The 15,707-nt window shown below is 62.5% G+C and carries 14 protein-coding genes and 3 pseudogenes; 8 read left to right on the top strand and 9 right to left on the bottom strand.

The genetic code is table 11. The features are described from left to right. Positions 1-6: 6 nt before the first annotated feature. Positions 7-954 carry an NAD-dependent epimerase/dehydratase family protein gene (locus tag C8J25_RS06870; protein ID WP_107953564.1) on the bottom strand — a complete coding sequence of 316 codons (948 nt, stop codon included), beginning with the start codon at positions 952-954 and terminating at the stop codon, positions 7-9. Between the two features lie 89 nt (positions 955-1,043). Between C8J25_RS06870 and C8J25_RS06865 the strand changes: the two genes are divergently transcribed. Further along, positions 1,044-1,946, top strand: a complete 903-nt coding sequence (locus C8J25_RS06865) for a LysR family transcriptional regulator (RefSeq protein WP_107953561.1) — start codon at positions 1,044-1,046, stop codon at positions 1,944-1,946. A 110-nt stretch (positions 1,947-2,056) separates the two neighbouring features. Here the strand turns inward: C8J25_RS06865 and C8J25_RS06860 are convergent, their stop codons facing one another. Both C8J25_RS06860 and C8J25_RS06855 read right to left on the bottom strand, forming a co-directional pair. After that, complete coding sequence (locus C8J25_RS06860; RefSeq protein ID WP_146173308.1) at positions 2,057-2,341, bottom strand: hypothetical protein; 285 nt, start codon at positions 2,339-2,341, stop codon at positions 2,057-2,059. Positions 2,342-2,428: 87 nt separating this feature from the next. Beyond that, positions 2,429-3,379, bottom strand: coding sequence for an NmrA/HSCARG family protein (locus tag C8J25_RS06855; RefSeq protein WP_208622544.1), 951 nt, complete (start codon positions 3,377-3,379; stop codon positions 2,429-2,431). 65 nt (positions 3,380-3,444) lie between these two features. Between C8J25_RS06855 and C8J25_RS06850 the strand changes: the two genes are divergently transcribed. Beyond that, the gene (locus tag C8J25_RS06850; RefSeq protein ID WP_107953555.1) at positions 3,445-3,858 is read left to right on the top strand and encodes a winged helix-turn-helix transcriptional regulator; all 414 of its coding nucleotides are present in this window, start codon (positions 3,445-3,447) and stop codon (positions 3,856-3,858) included. Positions 3,859-3,925: 67 nt separating this feature from the next. Here the strand turns inward: C8J25_RS06850 and C8J25_RS21080 are convergent. From C8J25_RS21080 to C8J25_RS21290, 5 genes and pseudogenes are all read right to left on the bottom strand, one after another. Next, positions 3,926-4,231 (bottom strand): annotated as a pseudogene (locus tag C8J25_RS21080) (LysR substrate-binding domain-containing protein); the annotation flags it as partial. Then, positions 4,227-4,442, bottom strand: a pseudogene (locus C8J25_RS21370) (NAD(P)H-binding protein); the annotation flags it as partial. The pseudogenes C8J25_RS21370 and C8J25_RS21080, both read right to left, overlap by 5 nt. A gap of 79 nt (positions 4,443-4,521) precedes the next feature. After that, on the bottom strand, positions 4,522-4,836 hold the full coding sequence (locus tag C8J25_RS20905) for a MarR family winged helix-turn-helix transcriptional regulator (RefSeq protein WP_279628745.1): 315 nt from the start codon (positions 4,834-4,836) through the stop codon (positions 4,522-4,524). 655 nt (positions 4,837-5,491) lie between these two features. Then, entirely contained in the window at positions 5,492-5,761 is a 270-nt protein-coding gene (locus C8J25_RS06830) for a hypothetical protein (protein ID WP_107953548.1), read from the bottom strand. A 345-nt stretch (positions 5,762-6,106) separates the two neighbouring features. Then, on the bottom strand, positions 6,107-7,078 hold the full coding sequence (locus tag C8J25_RS21290) for a GGDEF domain-containing protein (RefSeq protein WP_107953545.1): 972 nt from the start codon (positions 7,076-7,078) through the stop codon (positions 6,107-6,109). Positions 7,079-7,644: 566 nt separating this feature from the next. Here C8J25_RS21290 and C8J25_RS06820 point away from each other — a divergent pair. The 3 genes and pseudogenes from C8J25_RS06820 (at position 7,645) to C8J25_RS21280 (ending at position 8,626) form a co-directional block, all read left to right on the top strand. Next, positions 7,645-7,878: a hypothetical protein gene (locus tag C8J25_RS06820; RefSeq protein ID WP_107953543.1), complete on the top strand. Its 234-nt coding sequence runs from the start codon at positions 7,645-7,647 to the stop codon at positions 7,876-7,878. A 285-nt stretch (positions 7,879-8,163) separates the two neighbouring features. Beyond that, a pseudogene (locus C8J25_RS21285) lies at positions 8,164-8,391 on the top strand (sigma 54-interacting transcriptional regulator); the annotation flags it as partial. A 106-nt stretch (positions 8,392-8,497) separates the two neighbouring features. Further along, on the top strand, positions 8,498-8,626 hold the full coding sequence (locus C8J25_RS21280) for a hypothetical protein (protein WP_279628738.1): 129 nt from the start codon (positions 8,498-8,500) through the stop codon (positions 8,624-8,626). A gap of 355 nt (positions 8,627-8,981) precedes the next feature. Here the strand turns inward: C8J25_RS21280 and C8J25_RS06810 are convergent, their stop codons facing one another. Next, positions 8,982-10,616: a DUF5597 domain-containing protein gene (locus tag C8J25_RS06810; protein ID WP_107953541.1), complete on the bottom strand. Its 1,635-nt coding sequence runs from the start codon at positions 10,614-10,616 to the stop codon at positions 8,982-8,984. 189 nt (positions 10,617-10,805) lie between these two features. On the opposite strand from C8J25_RS06810, the gene C8J25_RS06805 reads away from it, so the two are divergent. Genes C8J25_RS06805 through C8J25_RS06795 form a run of 3 tightly spaced genes read left to right on the top strand, consistent with a single transcriptional unit; the run spans position 10,806 to position 15,666 of the window. Further along, positions 10,806-13,220, top strand: a complete 2,415-nt coding sequence (locus tag C8J25_RS06805) for a glycoside hydrolase family 31 protein (protein WP_107953539.1) — start codon at positions 10,806-10,808, stop codon at positions 13,218-13,220. A 14-nt stretch (positions 13,221-13,234) separates the two neighbouring features. After that, a complete protein-coding gene (locus tag C8J25_RS06800) occupies positions 13,235-14,032 on the top strand; it encodes an SGNH/GDSL hydrolase family protein (protein WP_208622541.1) in 798 nt (265 codons plus the stop codon). A 2-nt stretch (positions 14,033-14,034) separates the two neighbouring features. Beyond that, positions 14,035-15,666: an alpha-L-fucosidase gene (locus tag C8J25_RS06795; protein ID WP_244186894.1), complete on the top strand. Its 1,632-nt coding sequence runs from the start codon at positions 14,035-14,037 to the stop codon at positions 15,664-15,666. Positions 15,667-15,707 lie beyond the last annotated feature (41 nt).

Below are 15,707 nucleotides of genomic sequence, written 5' to 3'. Positions count from 1 at the left end.
TTCTTCTCACTCGTAGCCTCCTGATCGACCGCCCGCAAAAGCGTGAACGGTCACGGGCACGCCGATCTCGAACGGAGTCGGGTCGAAGACGAAGCGGCGAGCAAACTTGCCGCCGTCGACGACGTAAGAGCGGTCCCAGGTAAAGCCGACATCGGCGACTTCCTTGGCAAAACGGTAGAACAACCCCAGCGGACGCAGCAGAGCCAGCGGTACGCCCCACACCCGCAACGTGCAGCCACGAGAGGCAGCTGCCATCGCCAGCAGCGCACGCGGCGTGCGGGTCGGCGCGCAAGGCATATTCCAAACCTGATCGAAATCCTCGTCCGGCGCATCCAGCAATAGCACTGCTGCGCGGGCGATATCGGGCACATACGCGAAGTCGTGCGGCGTGTCGGTCGGCACCAGCATCTGCGCGGGCTTGCCCTTCGCGATTTCACCGATGGCGAGCGCACCAAGGTGCGACACCGTTACGCCAGGTCCATAGAAATCAGTGCAGCGCAGCGCCGCCACATGCACGCGGCCGCGCGCCGACTGCCAGATGCGCGTCACCTCGGCCAGGATCACGGGTTTTTCACCGACCGTGGTCAGCGGCATATCTTCCGTGCGCGGCGTCGTCTGCGGTCCGAGCTGATAGAGGTTATCGATAAATACCAACCGCGCGCCGGCGGCCGCACATCCCTCAACCATGTTGGTCATCGCCCGCGGCCAAACGGTGCGCCACAGCCGCGAATCGTAGGCAAAGCCAACTGCCAGAACCGCCTGCGCGGCACCCGCGAGCGCCGCTCGGACATCGGCGGCGTCGAGGACGTCACATGGCATGTGCTCGACGTCCGCAGGAAGGTTCGCAGGTAGGCGGCGCGTCGCGACACGCACGCGGTCTCCACGAGCCAGCAGCCTCTCGACGATTGGCTGGCCGACCGCCCCGTATCCGAACACCGTGATTTGCTGTTTCATGTTTTGTCTCCGTTGCCGTGCGACCGAATTACGTGGTCGCAACAACATCGAAAATTGCCTAAGAACGTTGATCTGCTATACAAAAACCAATGAGCGACGATCCTGATTGGGCCCTCTACCGCACGTTGCTCGCCGTTCTTGATGAAGGCTCGCTGTCTGCCGCCGCTCGCAGCCTTGGGCTCACGCAACCCACGGTTGCGCGTCATGTCGACGCGCTAGAGGCGGCTCTGGGCGCCGACCTGTTCGTCAGGTCGCAGCGCGGGCTGGAACCCACTGATCTTGGCCAATCTCTCCGATCGCATGCGCAGATTATGGCGACCACGGCCGCCGCGCTGCTGCGCACTGCCAGCGGTACGCTGGGTAGCGTCACAGGAACGGTGCGGATCAGCGCCAGTGACGTCGTCGCCGTCGAACATCTACCGCCAATCCTGACGCTGCTTCGACGCGACCATGCGGCACTTGTGGTCGAGTTGATGTTATCGGATCGCGTCGACGATCTGCTCGCACGTGAGGCCGACATCGCCGTTCGCATGACCGAGCCCACACAGACCTCTTTGCTCGCGCGCCGCCTCCCGCCTGTCGAACTCGGTTTTCACGCACACCGAAGCTATCTAGACCTGCGTGGAACGCCGGCCAACATGGAAGAACTCTCCGCCCATGACCTGATCGGGCATGACGCCGAAACGCCGGCGCTGCGCGCGATGGTCGAGCAGCTTCCGCCCCTTGATCGGCACGGCTTCGCGTTAAAGACAGACAGCAACCTTGCCCAGCTTGCTGCTATTCGCGCAGGGTTCGGCATCGGCCTGTGCCAATCCGCTGTCGCGCAGCGCGACAAGGCCTTGGTGCGCGTTCTTCCTGCAATTGCACTGCACCTGCCAATTTGGATCGTCATGCATGAGGATCTAAAGACCAGTGCCCGCTTCCGCACCGTGTTCGACGCCTTGGCTAACGGGTTGGGCAACATGACTGTCCAACGTTCCTTGCGGAGCTAGCACCCGAAATCGGTGCTATTAACCTCCTACGCTGGGCGGCGCGGCACCGTGAAAGACACAGTTCCGGACGCTAGGCTGCGGTTCCACGCCTCCCAGTTCCGGACCTCAATTCATGTCGGCTCTACGGCTTCGACAAGGCGCCCTTTATAGGCAGGAAGTGAGACGACGCGGTCGTTCGCAGGCCCGATGCCCATGATCCAGATCTCGGCAGGAGCGGACATTCGGGGTGCTTCCGACATCCTGCCTCGAAACGAACAAGCCTGGCCGCTGACGACCGACGGATTCCCAACTGCCTTGGGCAGAAAACCGTCTTTGAGCGAAGCCTGATGAAGCCGGACGGTGATCAGGAAGGTGTGCGGCGCCACCTCGCCTCGCTCCGCCTCGAGCGAGATCACCTTTCGCACCCGCACCGCCAGGACCCCAAGTGCAGAAGCGGCGCTTGCCGATAAGTGTCAATCGGACGGATCAAAGTGAACCGTCGCTCATCCGCGATTATAGTCCCAGGAGCCCGAGGCGCCCAATGCGCTCTGGAAAGGCGCACGGCCCGCGCCGGCAAGCCATTCCCGAACAGATTGCATCGCCGGGTTTACGGCGCGCAGCGCGTCCAGATCGGCGGTACCGGCGAGCCGCCCTGCATCAAGCAATGCCGTGAGGCCAGCAAGGAAGGGGCTTCCCTCTAGAACTTCCTCCGTGAAACGCGCGTAGCTGATCGGACGCCCCGCCGCCTCGCTGAACAGAACCTCCAGTTCCTTGCCTGTCACGGTGTCGCTGGCGATTTCGAAGGTCTGGTCGCCGAAGCGCCGCGGATCCGCGAAGATCGGTTCGACGAACTTGCCGATATCCTCGACTGCCAAAAGCTGGATCGACTGGTCGGGGTGCATGAAGAAATTGAACTGCCCCGTGTCGAGCCCAAAGCCCGGCATGACGAGCATGTCTATGAATGCGACCGGGCGAATGATCGTCGACCGCATCGGCAGCGTGCGAATATGCTGCTCGATGCGCATTTTGCTATCGAAATGGCCCATGCCGGTCGGCGTGTCGCTGACTGCGGCGCCCGAACTGTAGACCAGATGAGCAACGCCAGCCTCAACCGCGAGGTCAGCAACCGAAATGCCGACGCGCACTTCCTCGTCGTCAGTCAACTCTCCACTCGGCGAACTCTGCTGGACGCTGAAGACGCCGTAAGCGTCACGCATGGCTGTGCGGATAGCATGGGTATCGGCATAGCTCCCCTGGACAAGCTCTACGCCCGCCTGGAGAAGCGCGTCGGCCCTTGCCGAACCCGGGTCGCGCACCAGCGCAATCACCGGCCAATCCGCCTTTATGAGCGCGGTGGCAACGGATCCACCCTGCTGGCCGGTTGCGCCGAAAACCACGATCGGCTGCTTGCTGTGCGACATAATTTCCTCGGTGCGTTTGCGTGAGTTACTCATATATACTCATGCAGATTTGCTGGAAGACGGCACATTTTTCAGCGTCAGGCACAAGGATGATACGCATGGATAATGTCGTTCACGGGCGCCCTTACGAGGTGACGAAGGACGGCCCGCGCTTCCGCCCCTGCGCGCCGCACGGCGTGCTTTCCCGGCTTGGCGACAAATGGACAATTCTCGTGATGTCGCATCTCGCCATCGCCAGCGGCCATCGCCTTCGTTTCTCTGAACTCAAACACGGCATCGATGGCATAACCCAACGCATGCTGACGCTGACGCTTCGCAATCTGGAGCGCGACGGGTTGGTGAGCCGTCATTATTTTCCCGAAGTGCCGCCACGTGTCGAATACGAACTCACTGGCATGGGCGCCAGCATGCTACCCGCTCTCGAAGGTTTTACGTCATGGATCCGGGACAACTGGCCTCGCATGGAGGAATGCCGAAACCTCTTCGACTTGGCGAAGGCAGAACATGGCTGATCCATGTCCGGAGATACGGACAGTTCTCAGGCGGCCAAGTTCATCACGCGGCCTGCCCCGCGATGCCTTATTGCCTGCCAGCGAAACCCGGATCGAAGACGAAGGTCTTCAACATATCAATGAATGCACGAAGCCCAGCGGGAACGTGCCGGTTGCCAGGATGATAAAGGCACAGACCGGGGATTGCAGGTGCCCAGTCCTCCAGCACGATCGCCAACTTTTTGCTTTCCAGGCCCGCACGGGCAACGTGCTCGGGGACAAACGCGATGCCTAAGCTCTCGATCGCCGCCTCCACCATTAGGCCGCTGTGATCGAGCGTCAGCGCCCCCGGCACGTCGATCGCGATCTCTTGATCTTGTCTGGCGAGATCCCAACGGCGCCGTGACCAGGAACAGCATGTTGATGCCGGTCATCGCGTTCGTCAGCGTTTCCGGCCGGTCGAGGTGACCGAACACTGCGTCCACGTCATCCGTATGGAAGCGGTCGATCTGCTCTTGCTTGCGGGCCACAGCACGGAACGATGTGCCTGCATGCTTCAGCAGCCGGCAAACCTCGCCGCCGGTGGCGCCTGGGACTAGGATCATAAGAGAGTTTCTTCGGGGGTGTGGGGGATGGAGGTTGACGCGGCTTCGGCATCGTCGCGCCGCTCAGAGATAACGGTTATCATCTCGCCGAGCATGGCGATTGCAGCCTGCAAACGCTCGCTCCCGATCCGGTTGGCAATGGCTTGTCCAAGGGCGCGACCACGTTTTCCGCGCCGGTGACCGCCTTGAGGCCGACGGGCGTGAGAACGACCAGCTTGGCGCGTTGGTGGTGAAGATTGCTCTGAAACTCGACCAGCCCACGTTCGGCGAGCACATCAACAATGCGCTGCACCGGTTGCTGGGTCAGACCCGTGTTGCGGGCGATGGACGCGGTGGGCAACGGAACGGGCGAGTAGTGGAGCGCTGCCAACACCTGCCACCAGGCGCTGGTCAGGCCGAGGTCTGCAACGAACTCATCGCCGGCGCCGATCAGCCGACCGTTAGTCGTAAAGATCGTCAGCGCTAGCTCGCGAACGTTGTTGTTCTAATACTGCGAAAGACAGCCTACTTCCCATATGACGTCGTGCTGTCGACTGAGCTTTAGGCGATTGGTTCCTGCTTGCTGCGCAAATTGGCGCGTGTTGGTGTCAGAACCCCACGTCAGAATGTCCGCCCAAAATCCGTGCTAACGCCAATGGCGGGCGAACGTGGACCATCCGGCTTCCCGGAGTTGCCGCTCGGAGATGGGAAATCGGGACCGGCGTACTGAACGGATGCCCGCTTTAAGAAGTGCGTATCTACTAGGGGGATGTCCGCTTTGGGCGGGGGAAATGCCCGGCCAGTGCGGGGCGGCCGGGACCCATTACCGGACGCTCGCAGCGGCCTTTTGTTTCCCTACTCAGGCCTCTCGTTCATCGTCCCCTTTTGTCAAAGGGCTTCGACGGCGGAGGTTGCCCTGTCTGTGAAGCAGCAGACGGAGTTCCGTTGAACCAGTTGATCGCACGTGGCGTTACTTTTCCGCAGACAATTGCGAAAAGGGCGCCCAAGTTTCCTAAGGCGCCCTTCCAGTTCGAGCTGTGCTTGGGAGCGGCTCGTTCTGTCTCGTGAAACTAGATACCGTTCGACAGGTTCGTGTCGGGATCGTTCGTCCGCATATCGTCAGCTTGGTTCTGACCGGTTGCACGGACGGCATCCGCCTTGTTCTCGAGGCGCGCTTCGGCCGCGTCGTTGCTTACGTTGTCCGCAGCGTCTTCCAGGTTATCTGCGACAGCCTCGGTGTTGGACTCGATGTTATCGGCTGCCTGCTCGCGTGGGCTGGAGTTGCATGCCGACAGCGAGACAAGCCCGGCTGCGATCGCGATAACGAATACCTTCTTCATTTTTTCGATCCCCTGTCGTTCGGTCTGAACTGGGCAAGCTAATTCCTGCGTGAGTAATTTGTTCCGTTGTGCTTCAAGATTAGGGCGGGACTGATCGATCTATGCCGGCAGAAGGCATCGTCTAGATACAAACGGTTTACGGCGTCAGCGAGCCGGTCCGCGCGACATCGGCGCAAACAGCGTCGATTTGGTCCGTCCATCCGCTGACGCGTGCCGTGAGCCGCCCCGGCGCTGCAAACTAGGCGCTTCATGCCCCGATCTGCGCAACGCCATTTCACGGCATGCCTGGCCTGCTCGCTCACGTTTAAGCTTTGTCCGCAGGCAAATCGAAACGCCCCGTGGCCGTCAATGCAGGGCGGTGGGGGCTGGAATAAGGCTAAACAACTCGCGGTGATCGCGGGCCGCTGCCACGCCCGTCAAACCGCCGCCTTCCGGCACACCGGCAGTGCGGATCCAGATGGCGCCGCCCTCGTTCTTGGCCTCGTACATCAGTCGGTCGGCAAGGCTTACATGAGCCTTGTGGATGGCGGTTTCGCTCAGGTTCAATACCAGGGCGCCGATGCTGCAGCCCAGCGCGAACGGCGTCTGCATGCAGTTCATCCGTAGATGCAGCGTCGTGGCAAGCCCATAGCCTTCGGCTTCGCTGTCGACCGGTAAAAACAACAGAAATTCGTCGCCTCCGATGCGAGCGAACACGTCGCCCGATCGAATCAAGTCGCGCACCCCGCTGGCAAAGGCCTGTAGCGCTTCGTCCCCCGCGGCATGGCCGTGGCGATCGTTGATCTGCTTGAAGCCGTCGAGGTCCACATAGGCGAGTATACCCCATGCCCGATGCCTCGCGGTCGCAGTGGCATTGTCGAAAAAGGCTTGCTCATTGACAAGCCCGGTCAGGGGATCGCTGCGCGCGCGGTTCCATTCGCGATCGTGCGAGCGGCGCGTGCCGGACATCAACACGATGATGATTGTCACCGCCAGGATCCGCATGGCCATGTTCCAGGCGATCGCAGTTTGACCAAGTGGATAAGCCTCCAGCCCGTTCGCGGCGAGAGATACCGCCACACACGCGGCACTGGTCAGCGCGGCCTCACGCCAGCCCAAGGTCCAGGCGGGCATGCAGATAATCAGCAGGTAGATCGGGCCGAACCATAGGGCATCTCCGGTCGCATAATCGACGAGTCCGGCGACCACGACGGCTGCGGTGGTCACGGTGCGTGCCTGAGCACGCGAGAGCGCGGTCGACCAAGCAATCAGAGCGTCCAGCCGGTCATGCCAGCGCTGGGCGGGCGGCATCGCTTGAGACGACGAAGGTAGATTCATTATGTTTCCGTAAGGATAAAAGGTGAAGCTTGCGTTATGAAAAAGACACACCCTATTCGGAGCGAGCAGGAAATGGCTGCATTTAGCCACTCTTGTTTATTCGCGATCGACGGTTCCAAATGGGCGTAGTAAAAAACCTCTTTGGTGCCACCGAGTTTCCGACCGTGGACCCTCATCGCATGTTTGGCCATCCGAATAGCCGCCAACCTGTATTGGCTTCTGTTCATAATTATCGCCGTGCCGGCGTGCTTCGTCTGGGGAGCCGTCTGTATGGGTTCCACGCGCGCTAAACGATACGGGCGCGTTTTGGCCGACCCAGCAAACACGGATGGTGATGCACGACTAGCTGAGCACCTTACGGCTTCAGCCACTCTCAGGCACTAAGGCGGTATGTTCGCTCCCTAGCTTCAGCCATTCGTTCATTTGGTTGGACGCCAGCTCGCCGCAGCTGACTCAGCCGCCTGTTAGCCGGAAACAGGAGGGGATCTGCGTGTCCATGATCAAGGTATTTGAACCGGTTGATCGAGGTTGTCGATCGGATGACCGGTACTTGATATGCGACTTACATGCCAACCTACACCGTCACAATCGTCAACGAACACTTTACTCAGTCAGGTGAGCAGGAATCATCAGATAACATCGAGGCGTGGAAGTCTGCTATTTCAAGCGCGATTGCAATCGGTGCGGATCAAGTCTCGCATGGTAGCCCGTTCTTCGGCGCAGAAGTGATCGTAACGCAGGGCAAACAGCAGTTGGGCCGATACGTCGTGTCAGTGGGCGCTACTTCGCTGAAAGACTAAGGTCCACTACTGTAGTCCGAGCTACCTGGCGGCGCGCGGCTGGCAAGACCCAAGCCCAGATACTCAGCCGAGTTAAATCCTTTCAGAGGCCGGACGTCCATTAATATGGCAGTGCTTTAGGCGGCGAGGCCTTAAACTACAACGAGGCAGAGGCGGGCGCTGCAGCAGATTTTACTGCGGAATCGACCCGATTGCTGACATACGCCTGCTGACACAGCTCTCCCAATCTCTACCGCTCATTCACCGGCATCGGCGCCATCCATAGCGGTTGCTTGGCCTTCTTGGATGTACGCCGCAGCGCTATTCTGCCGGTCGACGCAAGCATCGAAGGGGGCTGAGCGTAAACTCGTGCTGATCCACTGTAGTGCGATTCCACACGAGCTGCTCGAAGGCGAGCTGTTTGACTATCTCAAGGGCAATTTCACTGGCGCGATGAGCGACCGTCCCGGGTTCGTCGAGACCGCAGCTGGCGGCACGCTGTTCCTCGACGAAGTCGGCGAAATGCCCGCAGCAACGCCGGTCAAGCTGCTCCGCTTCCTGGCCGACGGCAGCTTCCAGCCAGTGGGCGCGCGCGTCGCGTATCGCGGACGTCCGCATCGTCGCCGCGACCCACCGCGACATGGCAGCCTGCGTTGCCGACGGCAGCTTCCGCGAAGACCTGTATTACCGACTGAAGGGCGTCATTCTGCGCACGCCGTCACTCGACGAACGCCCGGGCGACGTATCCCTGCTCGCCTCGGTTTTCTAGGCCGCGCGAGCAACCGCACGGCCCGTTCACCACCGACCCGCTGGGCCTGCTAGCTACGCGGGGCCGGCCCGGCAACGTCCGTGAACTTGCCGCAGACACTGGAAGAGGAGATACCAGCGCTTTGGCGTTGTTCAATCGGCTTCCCACATGGTTATCGCCGCGGCGTGGGCTGCTGTCGGGCTCCACCTGTTCACACGACTAAATTCGCCGTCACATACCTGGCCTGCAAGATCGACCGACGAACGCCGAAATTTTTCCCGCAGCGCCGTTGTCGAAATGCCGCGGAAAGAACACCGATCGCGAGCAGCACTGTAGAGCCCTCCCCATTGCCTGATATCGGTCGAGCCCGCCGCAGTTACTTGTAACTACCCATAGTCACCTTGAGAATGACCGGCGTGGTGAGATTGATCCCGTAGTCGGTCTGGTCGCCGTTCCACACTCGGCTCATCACCCATCGTCCGTCGACCACGCGACCTTCTTCGACGCGGAATACCGAACCGTTCTTCGGGCCATCCTTCGCCGTCCCGAAGTTCAGGCGGACGTGATCGCCAACCACGAGGAATTCGTTCGGCGACAGATGTGCGACGGCAACGCCTCCCACAGGCTGCTTCGCCCAGACTGGCGGCTCGGACTTGATCCAGGTCCAGTCCTTCTGACCGAATTGCCATTCGCCGTAGCTGGTGGCGATCGTCCAGTTCCCCATGGTGGTAGACTGAGGAGCGGTCGGCCCCGTGCTCTCGTCGGGCTTGGCTGCACCCCAGGTCGGATGCTCGTACGCGATCTTCGCCCAGTCGCGCGCCATCGTCGAAAGGGCTGCGTATTTCAGCCCGATCGCGTCGACCGTGTCGTCGTCGAGCGCCTTCGCCCCGAGCGGATAGTTGAAATACCCCGTGTCATCCATGCCGAACGGCGCATAGCCGATCGCACCGCGCCCGAGCGCCGCATAGAAGAACCGCGCAAACTCCTTCGCATTGCCGATCTCGGGCACCATCAGCGCATTGTCGGGCCGCGCATACGCGTCGAGGTACAGCGCGACATGGCCTGCATCGCGGTCGTAGATATCGGGCGCCTGAAAATCGATCGCAGGCGCCGCCGCCTTCCAGATATCCAGCACGTCCTGTTGCGGTCCGCCGCTCGCGACGCCGGTCGGATCGGGCACGTTCGAGGGCCCTGCAAGCGACGCGTTGACGTACATCGGCAAAGGCTTGATCGCCTTGCCCGCCGCGGCGATCTCGTCGACGAAGCGCGCGGTATGCCAGGTGTTGAACGCGCGGTCGGCCTGCGCGCCGAACATCTGCGTCCAGCTGCCGCCCGGCTTCTTCAGCGCCTTCGCCAGCGCGGCGGGCACGGGCTTTGCAAACACCGCATTCGCCTGCGCACCGTAATCGCGCGGCGAGCGATAGCTGCCCACCTCGTTCTCGGGCTGTACCATGATCACCGTGTTCTGCGGATCATGAGTCTTCAGATATTTCATCACCTCGACGAACGCGCGCTTGTCCGCCTCCAGCGTCGCGCGAAACATCGGCGAATGGACATAATGGTCGGTGCCGTCCTTCATCTTCATCCGCGGAAAACGGCGATTGTCGGCCTTGAACCAATCCGGCGTGTAGCCGGGCGAGGTGTTCTTCCACGTCCCGAACCAGAGCAGCACGACGCGCTTGTCATGCGTCCGCGCCTGATCGAGCAGCGTCTGGAGAAAGCTCAGGTCGAACCTTCCTTCGACCGGCTCGACCTGCTGCCACGCGATCGGGATCTCGACGGTGTTCGCATGGATCCGGTCGAGCATCGGCCACACTTGCGGTAGCGCGGACGCGTAGTTGCTGCTGTTGTTGACCTGCGCGCCCAGCATCAGGAACGGCGCCCCGTCGACGATCAGCGCATGCCGGCCCGCCTTGCTGACGATCCGCGGAACCTCGGTCATGGTCTGTGCCGACGCGGTACCGCCGGTCAACGACACGGAAAGGGCCACGCCCGCGATTAGCTTATTCATACGAACCAAGACTGCATCCTTCTCCGTGAGCGCAAAGCGAACGGGCTACGCCGGTTTTCTAGTCCCGGGGTGCGACGATCAACGGAAATACAGTTGATCCATCTCCCGTATCTGCAATTATACGACAAAATCGCCGTTCCGGCCATGATCGCGTTACCGTAAGGGCATAAGCCCGTGGAGAGGATTTTAATGCATATTGCCCCAGCCCGTGTTGTCACGCAGCCGTCCGATCAGTCCGGCAAGACGTCACGACTAGACCGCTCGTCGCGGGGCTGGTCGTCGCGCCTGGTCGCACGGTTGGCTATTGGTGTCGCTCTCGCCACGCTTGGCACCACCGCCTTTGCCGCACCGATCGCGACGGTCGATCGCAACGGCAGCTTGGTTTCGGTCGAGGCCTATGCCCCCAACATCGTCCGCGTGACGATCGCGACCGACCGTAGACAGGTCGACGCGCCCCCCGGCGATGGCCCCAACGCAAAGCCCGATGCCGCCGGCTGGACGCATCGTAACGACACAGGCGCCGACGTCTTCACCTCCGCCGCGCTGTCGCTGTCGGTCGATGCCAAGCCCTGGCCCAAGGCGCCGTCGCAGATGGAGCGCTATTTCGCGCCGTCGCTGCCGCCCGTGTCGGTGACGATCCGCAAGCCCGACGGCTCGATGCTGACGCAGATGACCGGCTGGGAAATGGCGCCGCACACCGTCAACGGCGAGAAGACGTTCCGCGTCGGCGCCAGCTTCGCCTCGCCTGCGGACGAGCATTATTACGGTCTCGGCCAGAACCAGGAGGGCAAGCTCGACTTACGCGGCCGCACGATCGACTGCCGCCACAATTACGATGCGCCGGCGGGCGAGACGGTCTGCGTACCGTTCATGGTCACCAACAAGGGTTACGGCATCGTCTGGGACAATCCCTCCTCGACAATCGTCTCGCCCGGCCTGCACAGCGCGACGCACTGGCAGTCGGAGGTCGGCGAGCGCGTCTCGTTCTTCATCATCACCGGCGCCACCACCGACGAAATCTATGCCGGCTACGCGACGCTGACCGGCACCACGCCGTTGCCGCCGAAGGCCGCGTTCGGCCTCATTCAGAGCAAGGCGCGCTACGAGACCGAGAAGGAACTGCTCGATGTCGCCAACGGGTATCGCAGCCGCGGCCTGCCGCTCGACATCATGGTGCTCGACTGGTTCTATTGGTCGCGCATGGGTCAGCTCGACATCGACCGGACCTATTTCCCCGATCCCAAGGGCATGAACGACAAGCTCAAGTCGATGGGCATGCACTCGATCATCAGCGTCTGGCCGCGGTTCGAAAAGGAATCGCGCTACTTCGACCTGCTGTCGAGCAAGGGCTGGCTGCTGAAGGACAAGGACGGCAACGTCGTCGACGGCCTGCCGATCCGGTCCGACCGCGCGGGCGCGTTGCTCGACAGCACCAACCCCGATGCGCGCCACTGGTTCTGGGACCGGATCCGCGACAACATCGCCAGCCAGGGCTTCGACTGGTTCTGGCTCGACGAGACCGAGCCAGATCTGGTGCCCGACGGCAGCTTCTACTCGATTGGCTCGGGCGACCGCTATCACAACGTCTTCCCGCTGCTCCACACGATGAGCGTGGCGGACGGGTCGGCGAAGGATCGCCCCACGATGCGCAACCTGATCCTGTCGCGCGCGGCCTATCTCGGCGCACAGCGCAACGGCGGGCTGTTCTGGTCGTCGGACATCAAGTCGACCTGGGAGGCGCTGCACCGGCAGGTGCCGGCCGGGCTAGGCTTCACCGCGAGCGGCATGGCCTATTGGGGCAGCGACATCGGCGGCTGGCAATGGCCGAATGGACCCAAGGCAACCCGCCCCGTGCTGCTCGATCCCGCCGGCGCGACCGCGATGGCGCCCGACTACGCCGATTATCCCGAGCTGTTCACGCGATGGTTCGGCTACAGCGTGTTCACGCCGACATTGCGGATCCACGGTCAGCGCCCCGCCACCGCGATCTGGCAGTACGGCACCGCGGCCGAACCGGTCCTCGCGAACTTCCTGAAGCTGCGGTATTCCTTGATGCCGTACATCTATTCGCTCGGTCGCCACACGTATGAGAGCAACGCGCCGATGATGCGCGCGCTGTTCATGGATTTCCCGAACGATCCCAACGTCGCCGACATGGGCGACGAATATATGTTCGGCCCCGCCTTCCTGGTCGCGCCCGTCACCGAACAGGGCAAGACCAGCCGCCAGGTCTATCTGCCGGCCGGTGCAGAATGGTATGAGTACTGGACCAACCAGCGCTTCACGGGCGGCCAGACCGTCACCGCGAATGCGCCGATCGACAAGATCCCGCTGTTCGTGCGCGCCGGCTCGATCATCCCGATGGGCGTCCAGGTGCCGAGCACCGCGACCGCGCAGTCGCTTGAGAGCATCCGCGTCTATCCCGGCGCAGATGCCAACTTCGCGCTGTACGACGATGACGGCGTGACCAACGACTATCGCACCAAGGGCGGGCGCAAGGCAGTGCTGCGCTGGGACGACAAGACCCGGAGGCTCACCGCATCTGGCAAACTGCCGACCGGGCAGGATGCGGCGTCGCTGGTCCAGATCGTCGCTGCAAAGTGATGCGCGGGGAAGTGATGCGCGGCATCGCCATTGCGGCGTTGGCGTTGGTCTCGTTGCCAGCGGCTGCGCAGACCAATGTCCCGGGCGACCCCTATGCCGGCGATCCGGTCGGGATCGTCGCGGCCCCCTGCCCTGCGCATCCGTCGCCGACCGATGGCGCCGGGTGGGAGGCATGGAAGCTTCACATGCTCACGCGCGACTTCGGCCAATTGTGCCGGTACCGCGCGCAGAACGAACAGCTGAAGGCATCGAGCACGCCGGTCCGCGTGGTCTTCATGGGCGATTCGATCACCGACAACTGGATCGGCGCGGACGGCCAGCTGTTCACCGGCGGACTGGTCGATCGCGGGATCAGCGGCCAGACCACGCCGCAGATGCTCGTGCGCTTCCGCGAGGACGTGATCGCGCTGAAACCGCGCGCGGTCCACATCATGGCGGGCACCAATGATATCGCCGGCAACACCGGCGCCTCGACCATGGCGATCGTCCAGGGGAACATCGCCAGCATGGCCGATCTGGCGCGCGCGAACGGCATCAAGGTCATCATCGCCTCGACCCCGCCCGCCGCCGCCTTTCCGTGGAGCAAGGACAAGCAGCCGGTCCCGCAGATCCGCGCGCTCAACAGCTGGTTGAAAACCTACGCGGCGAAGAACGGCTTCACCTATGTCGATTACTACACCGCGCTTGCCACGCCCGAGGGCGCGATGAAGCCGGGTCTGGCGAGCGACGGCGTCCACCCGACCCCCGCCGGCTATGCGGTGATGCGCCCGCTTGCTCTCGCCGCGATCCGCCGCACCCTCGCAACCAAGTGAGTATCGATCTCAGCCGCCGGTCTGTCCTAGCCGGGATCGCCGCACTAGGTCCAGCAACGCACGCGCTCGCACGAAGCCCGATGGGGCTGGCCCGCGGGCCGGTACAACCGACCTGGCAATCGCTGGTCGATCACTATCGCTATCCCGAGTGGTTCCGCGACGCGAAGCTCGGCCTGTGGTCGCATTGGGGCCCGCAGTCGGTGCCCGAGCAGGGCGACTGGTACGGCCGCTTCATGTATATGCAGGGGCACCCCGTCTACGAACATCACCTCAGGACCTATGGCCATCCGACCAAGTCGGGGATGATGGAGGTGATGAACCGCTGGACCGCGGAGCGCTGGGACCCTAACGCGCTGATCGCCCGCTATGCGAAGGCCGGCGCGAAATATTTCGTCTCGCTCGCCAATCACCACGACAATCTCGACTGCTACGACAGTCGCTATCACGCCTGGAATTCGCTCCGCGTCGGGCCGAAGCGCGATGTCGTCGGCACTTGGGAAAAGGCCGCGCGGAAAGCCGGGCTTAAGTTCGGCGTCTCGAACCACGCTGCGCATAGCTGGCACTGGTATCAGACCGCCTATGGCTATGACCCGACCGGTCCGCTGAAGGGCCAGCGCTACGACGCGTTCACACTGCGCACCGCCGACGGGCACGGCAAGTGGTGGGACGGGCTCGATCCGCAACAGCTCTACACCGGCGCGCATGCGGTCCTGCCCAATGGCATCGACACGATCGCGGCGATGAACGCGTGGCACGACGCGAACGACGGCCAGTGGATCGAGACACCGCCGCCGAACGATCCGGGCTATGCCGCGAAATGGCTGCTCCGCCAGACCGACCTGATCGACAAGTACAAGCCCGACTTCTGCTATTTCGACGATTACGAGCTGCCGTTCGGCCCGATCGGGCTCCAGGCAGCGGCGGACTATTATAACCGCTCGATCGCGTGGCACGGCAAGATCGACGTCGTGCTGACCGCCAAGCAGTTGAAGCCCTATGCACGGTTCGGCCTTGTGCAGGACGTCGAGCGCGGATTCACCGACCATCTGTGGGACGAGCCGTGGCAGACCGATACGTGCATCGGCGACTGGTTCTACAACGTCGCGCGGCTCAACGACAAAAGCTACAAGACCGCCGAGCAGGTGATCCAACGGCTTGCCGATGTCGTGTCGAAGAATGGCAATCTGCTGCTCTCGATCCCGCAGCCCGGCGACGGATCGATCGACGGCGAGGAAGAGAAGATCCTCGACGGCATGGGCCGCTGGATCGCGGTCAACGACGAGGCGATCTTCGGCTCGCGGCCATGGCGCATCTACGGCGAAGGCCCGACCAAGCTCCAGGCCGGCATGCAGAACGAACAGTCGTCGGGCATGTTCACAGCCCGCGACGTGCGCTTCACCACCAACAAGGGCGCGCTCTACGCGCTGTTCCTGGGCTGGCCGCAGGGCGACGTGACGATCGAGGCACTGGGACGCAACCGCTTCGCCGACGGCGTGGTCGAGCGCGTGACCCTGCTCGGCGGCGGCAGCATGGCGCACCGCCGCGATACACGCGGGTTACATTTGACGATGCCCGTCAACACCGGCGAGGGTTTCGTCCCCGTCCTGAAGCTGGAAGGCCGTGGCCTGGTCTAGCATTCGACGATCTGCTCGTTCGAGCCGCCCCTAGCGACGCA

Origin of the sequence: Sphingomonas faeni, from assembly GCF_003053745.1 — a bacterium.
GTDB lineage: Bacteria > Pseudomonadota > Alphaproteobacteria > Sphingomonadales > Sphingomonadaceae > Sphingomonas > Sphingomonas faeni.
This window is presented reverse-complemented; position numbering and strand designations above follow the sequence as displayed.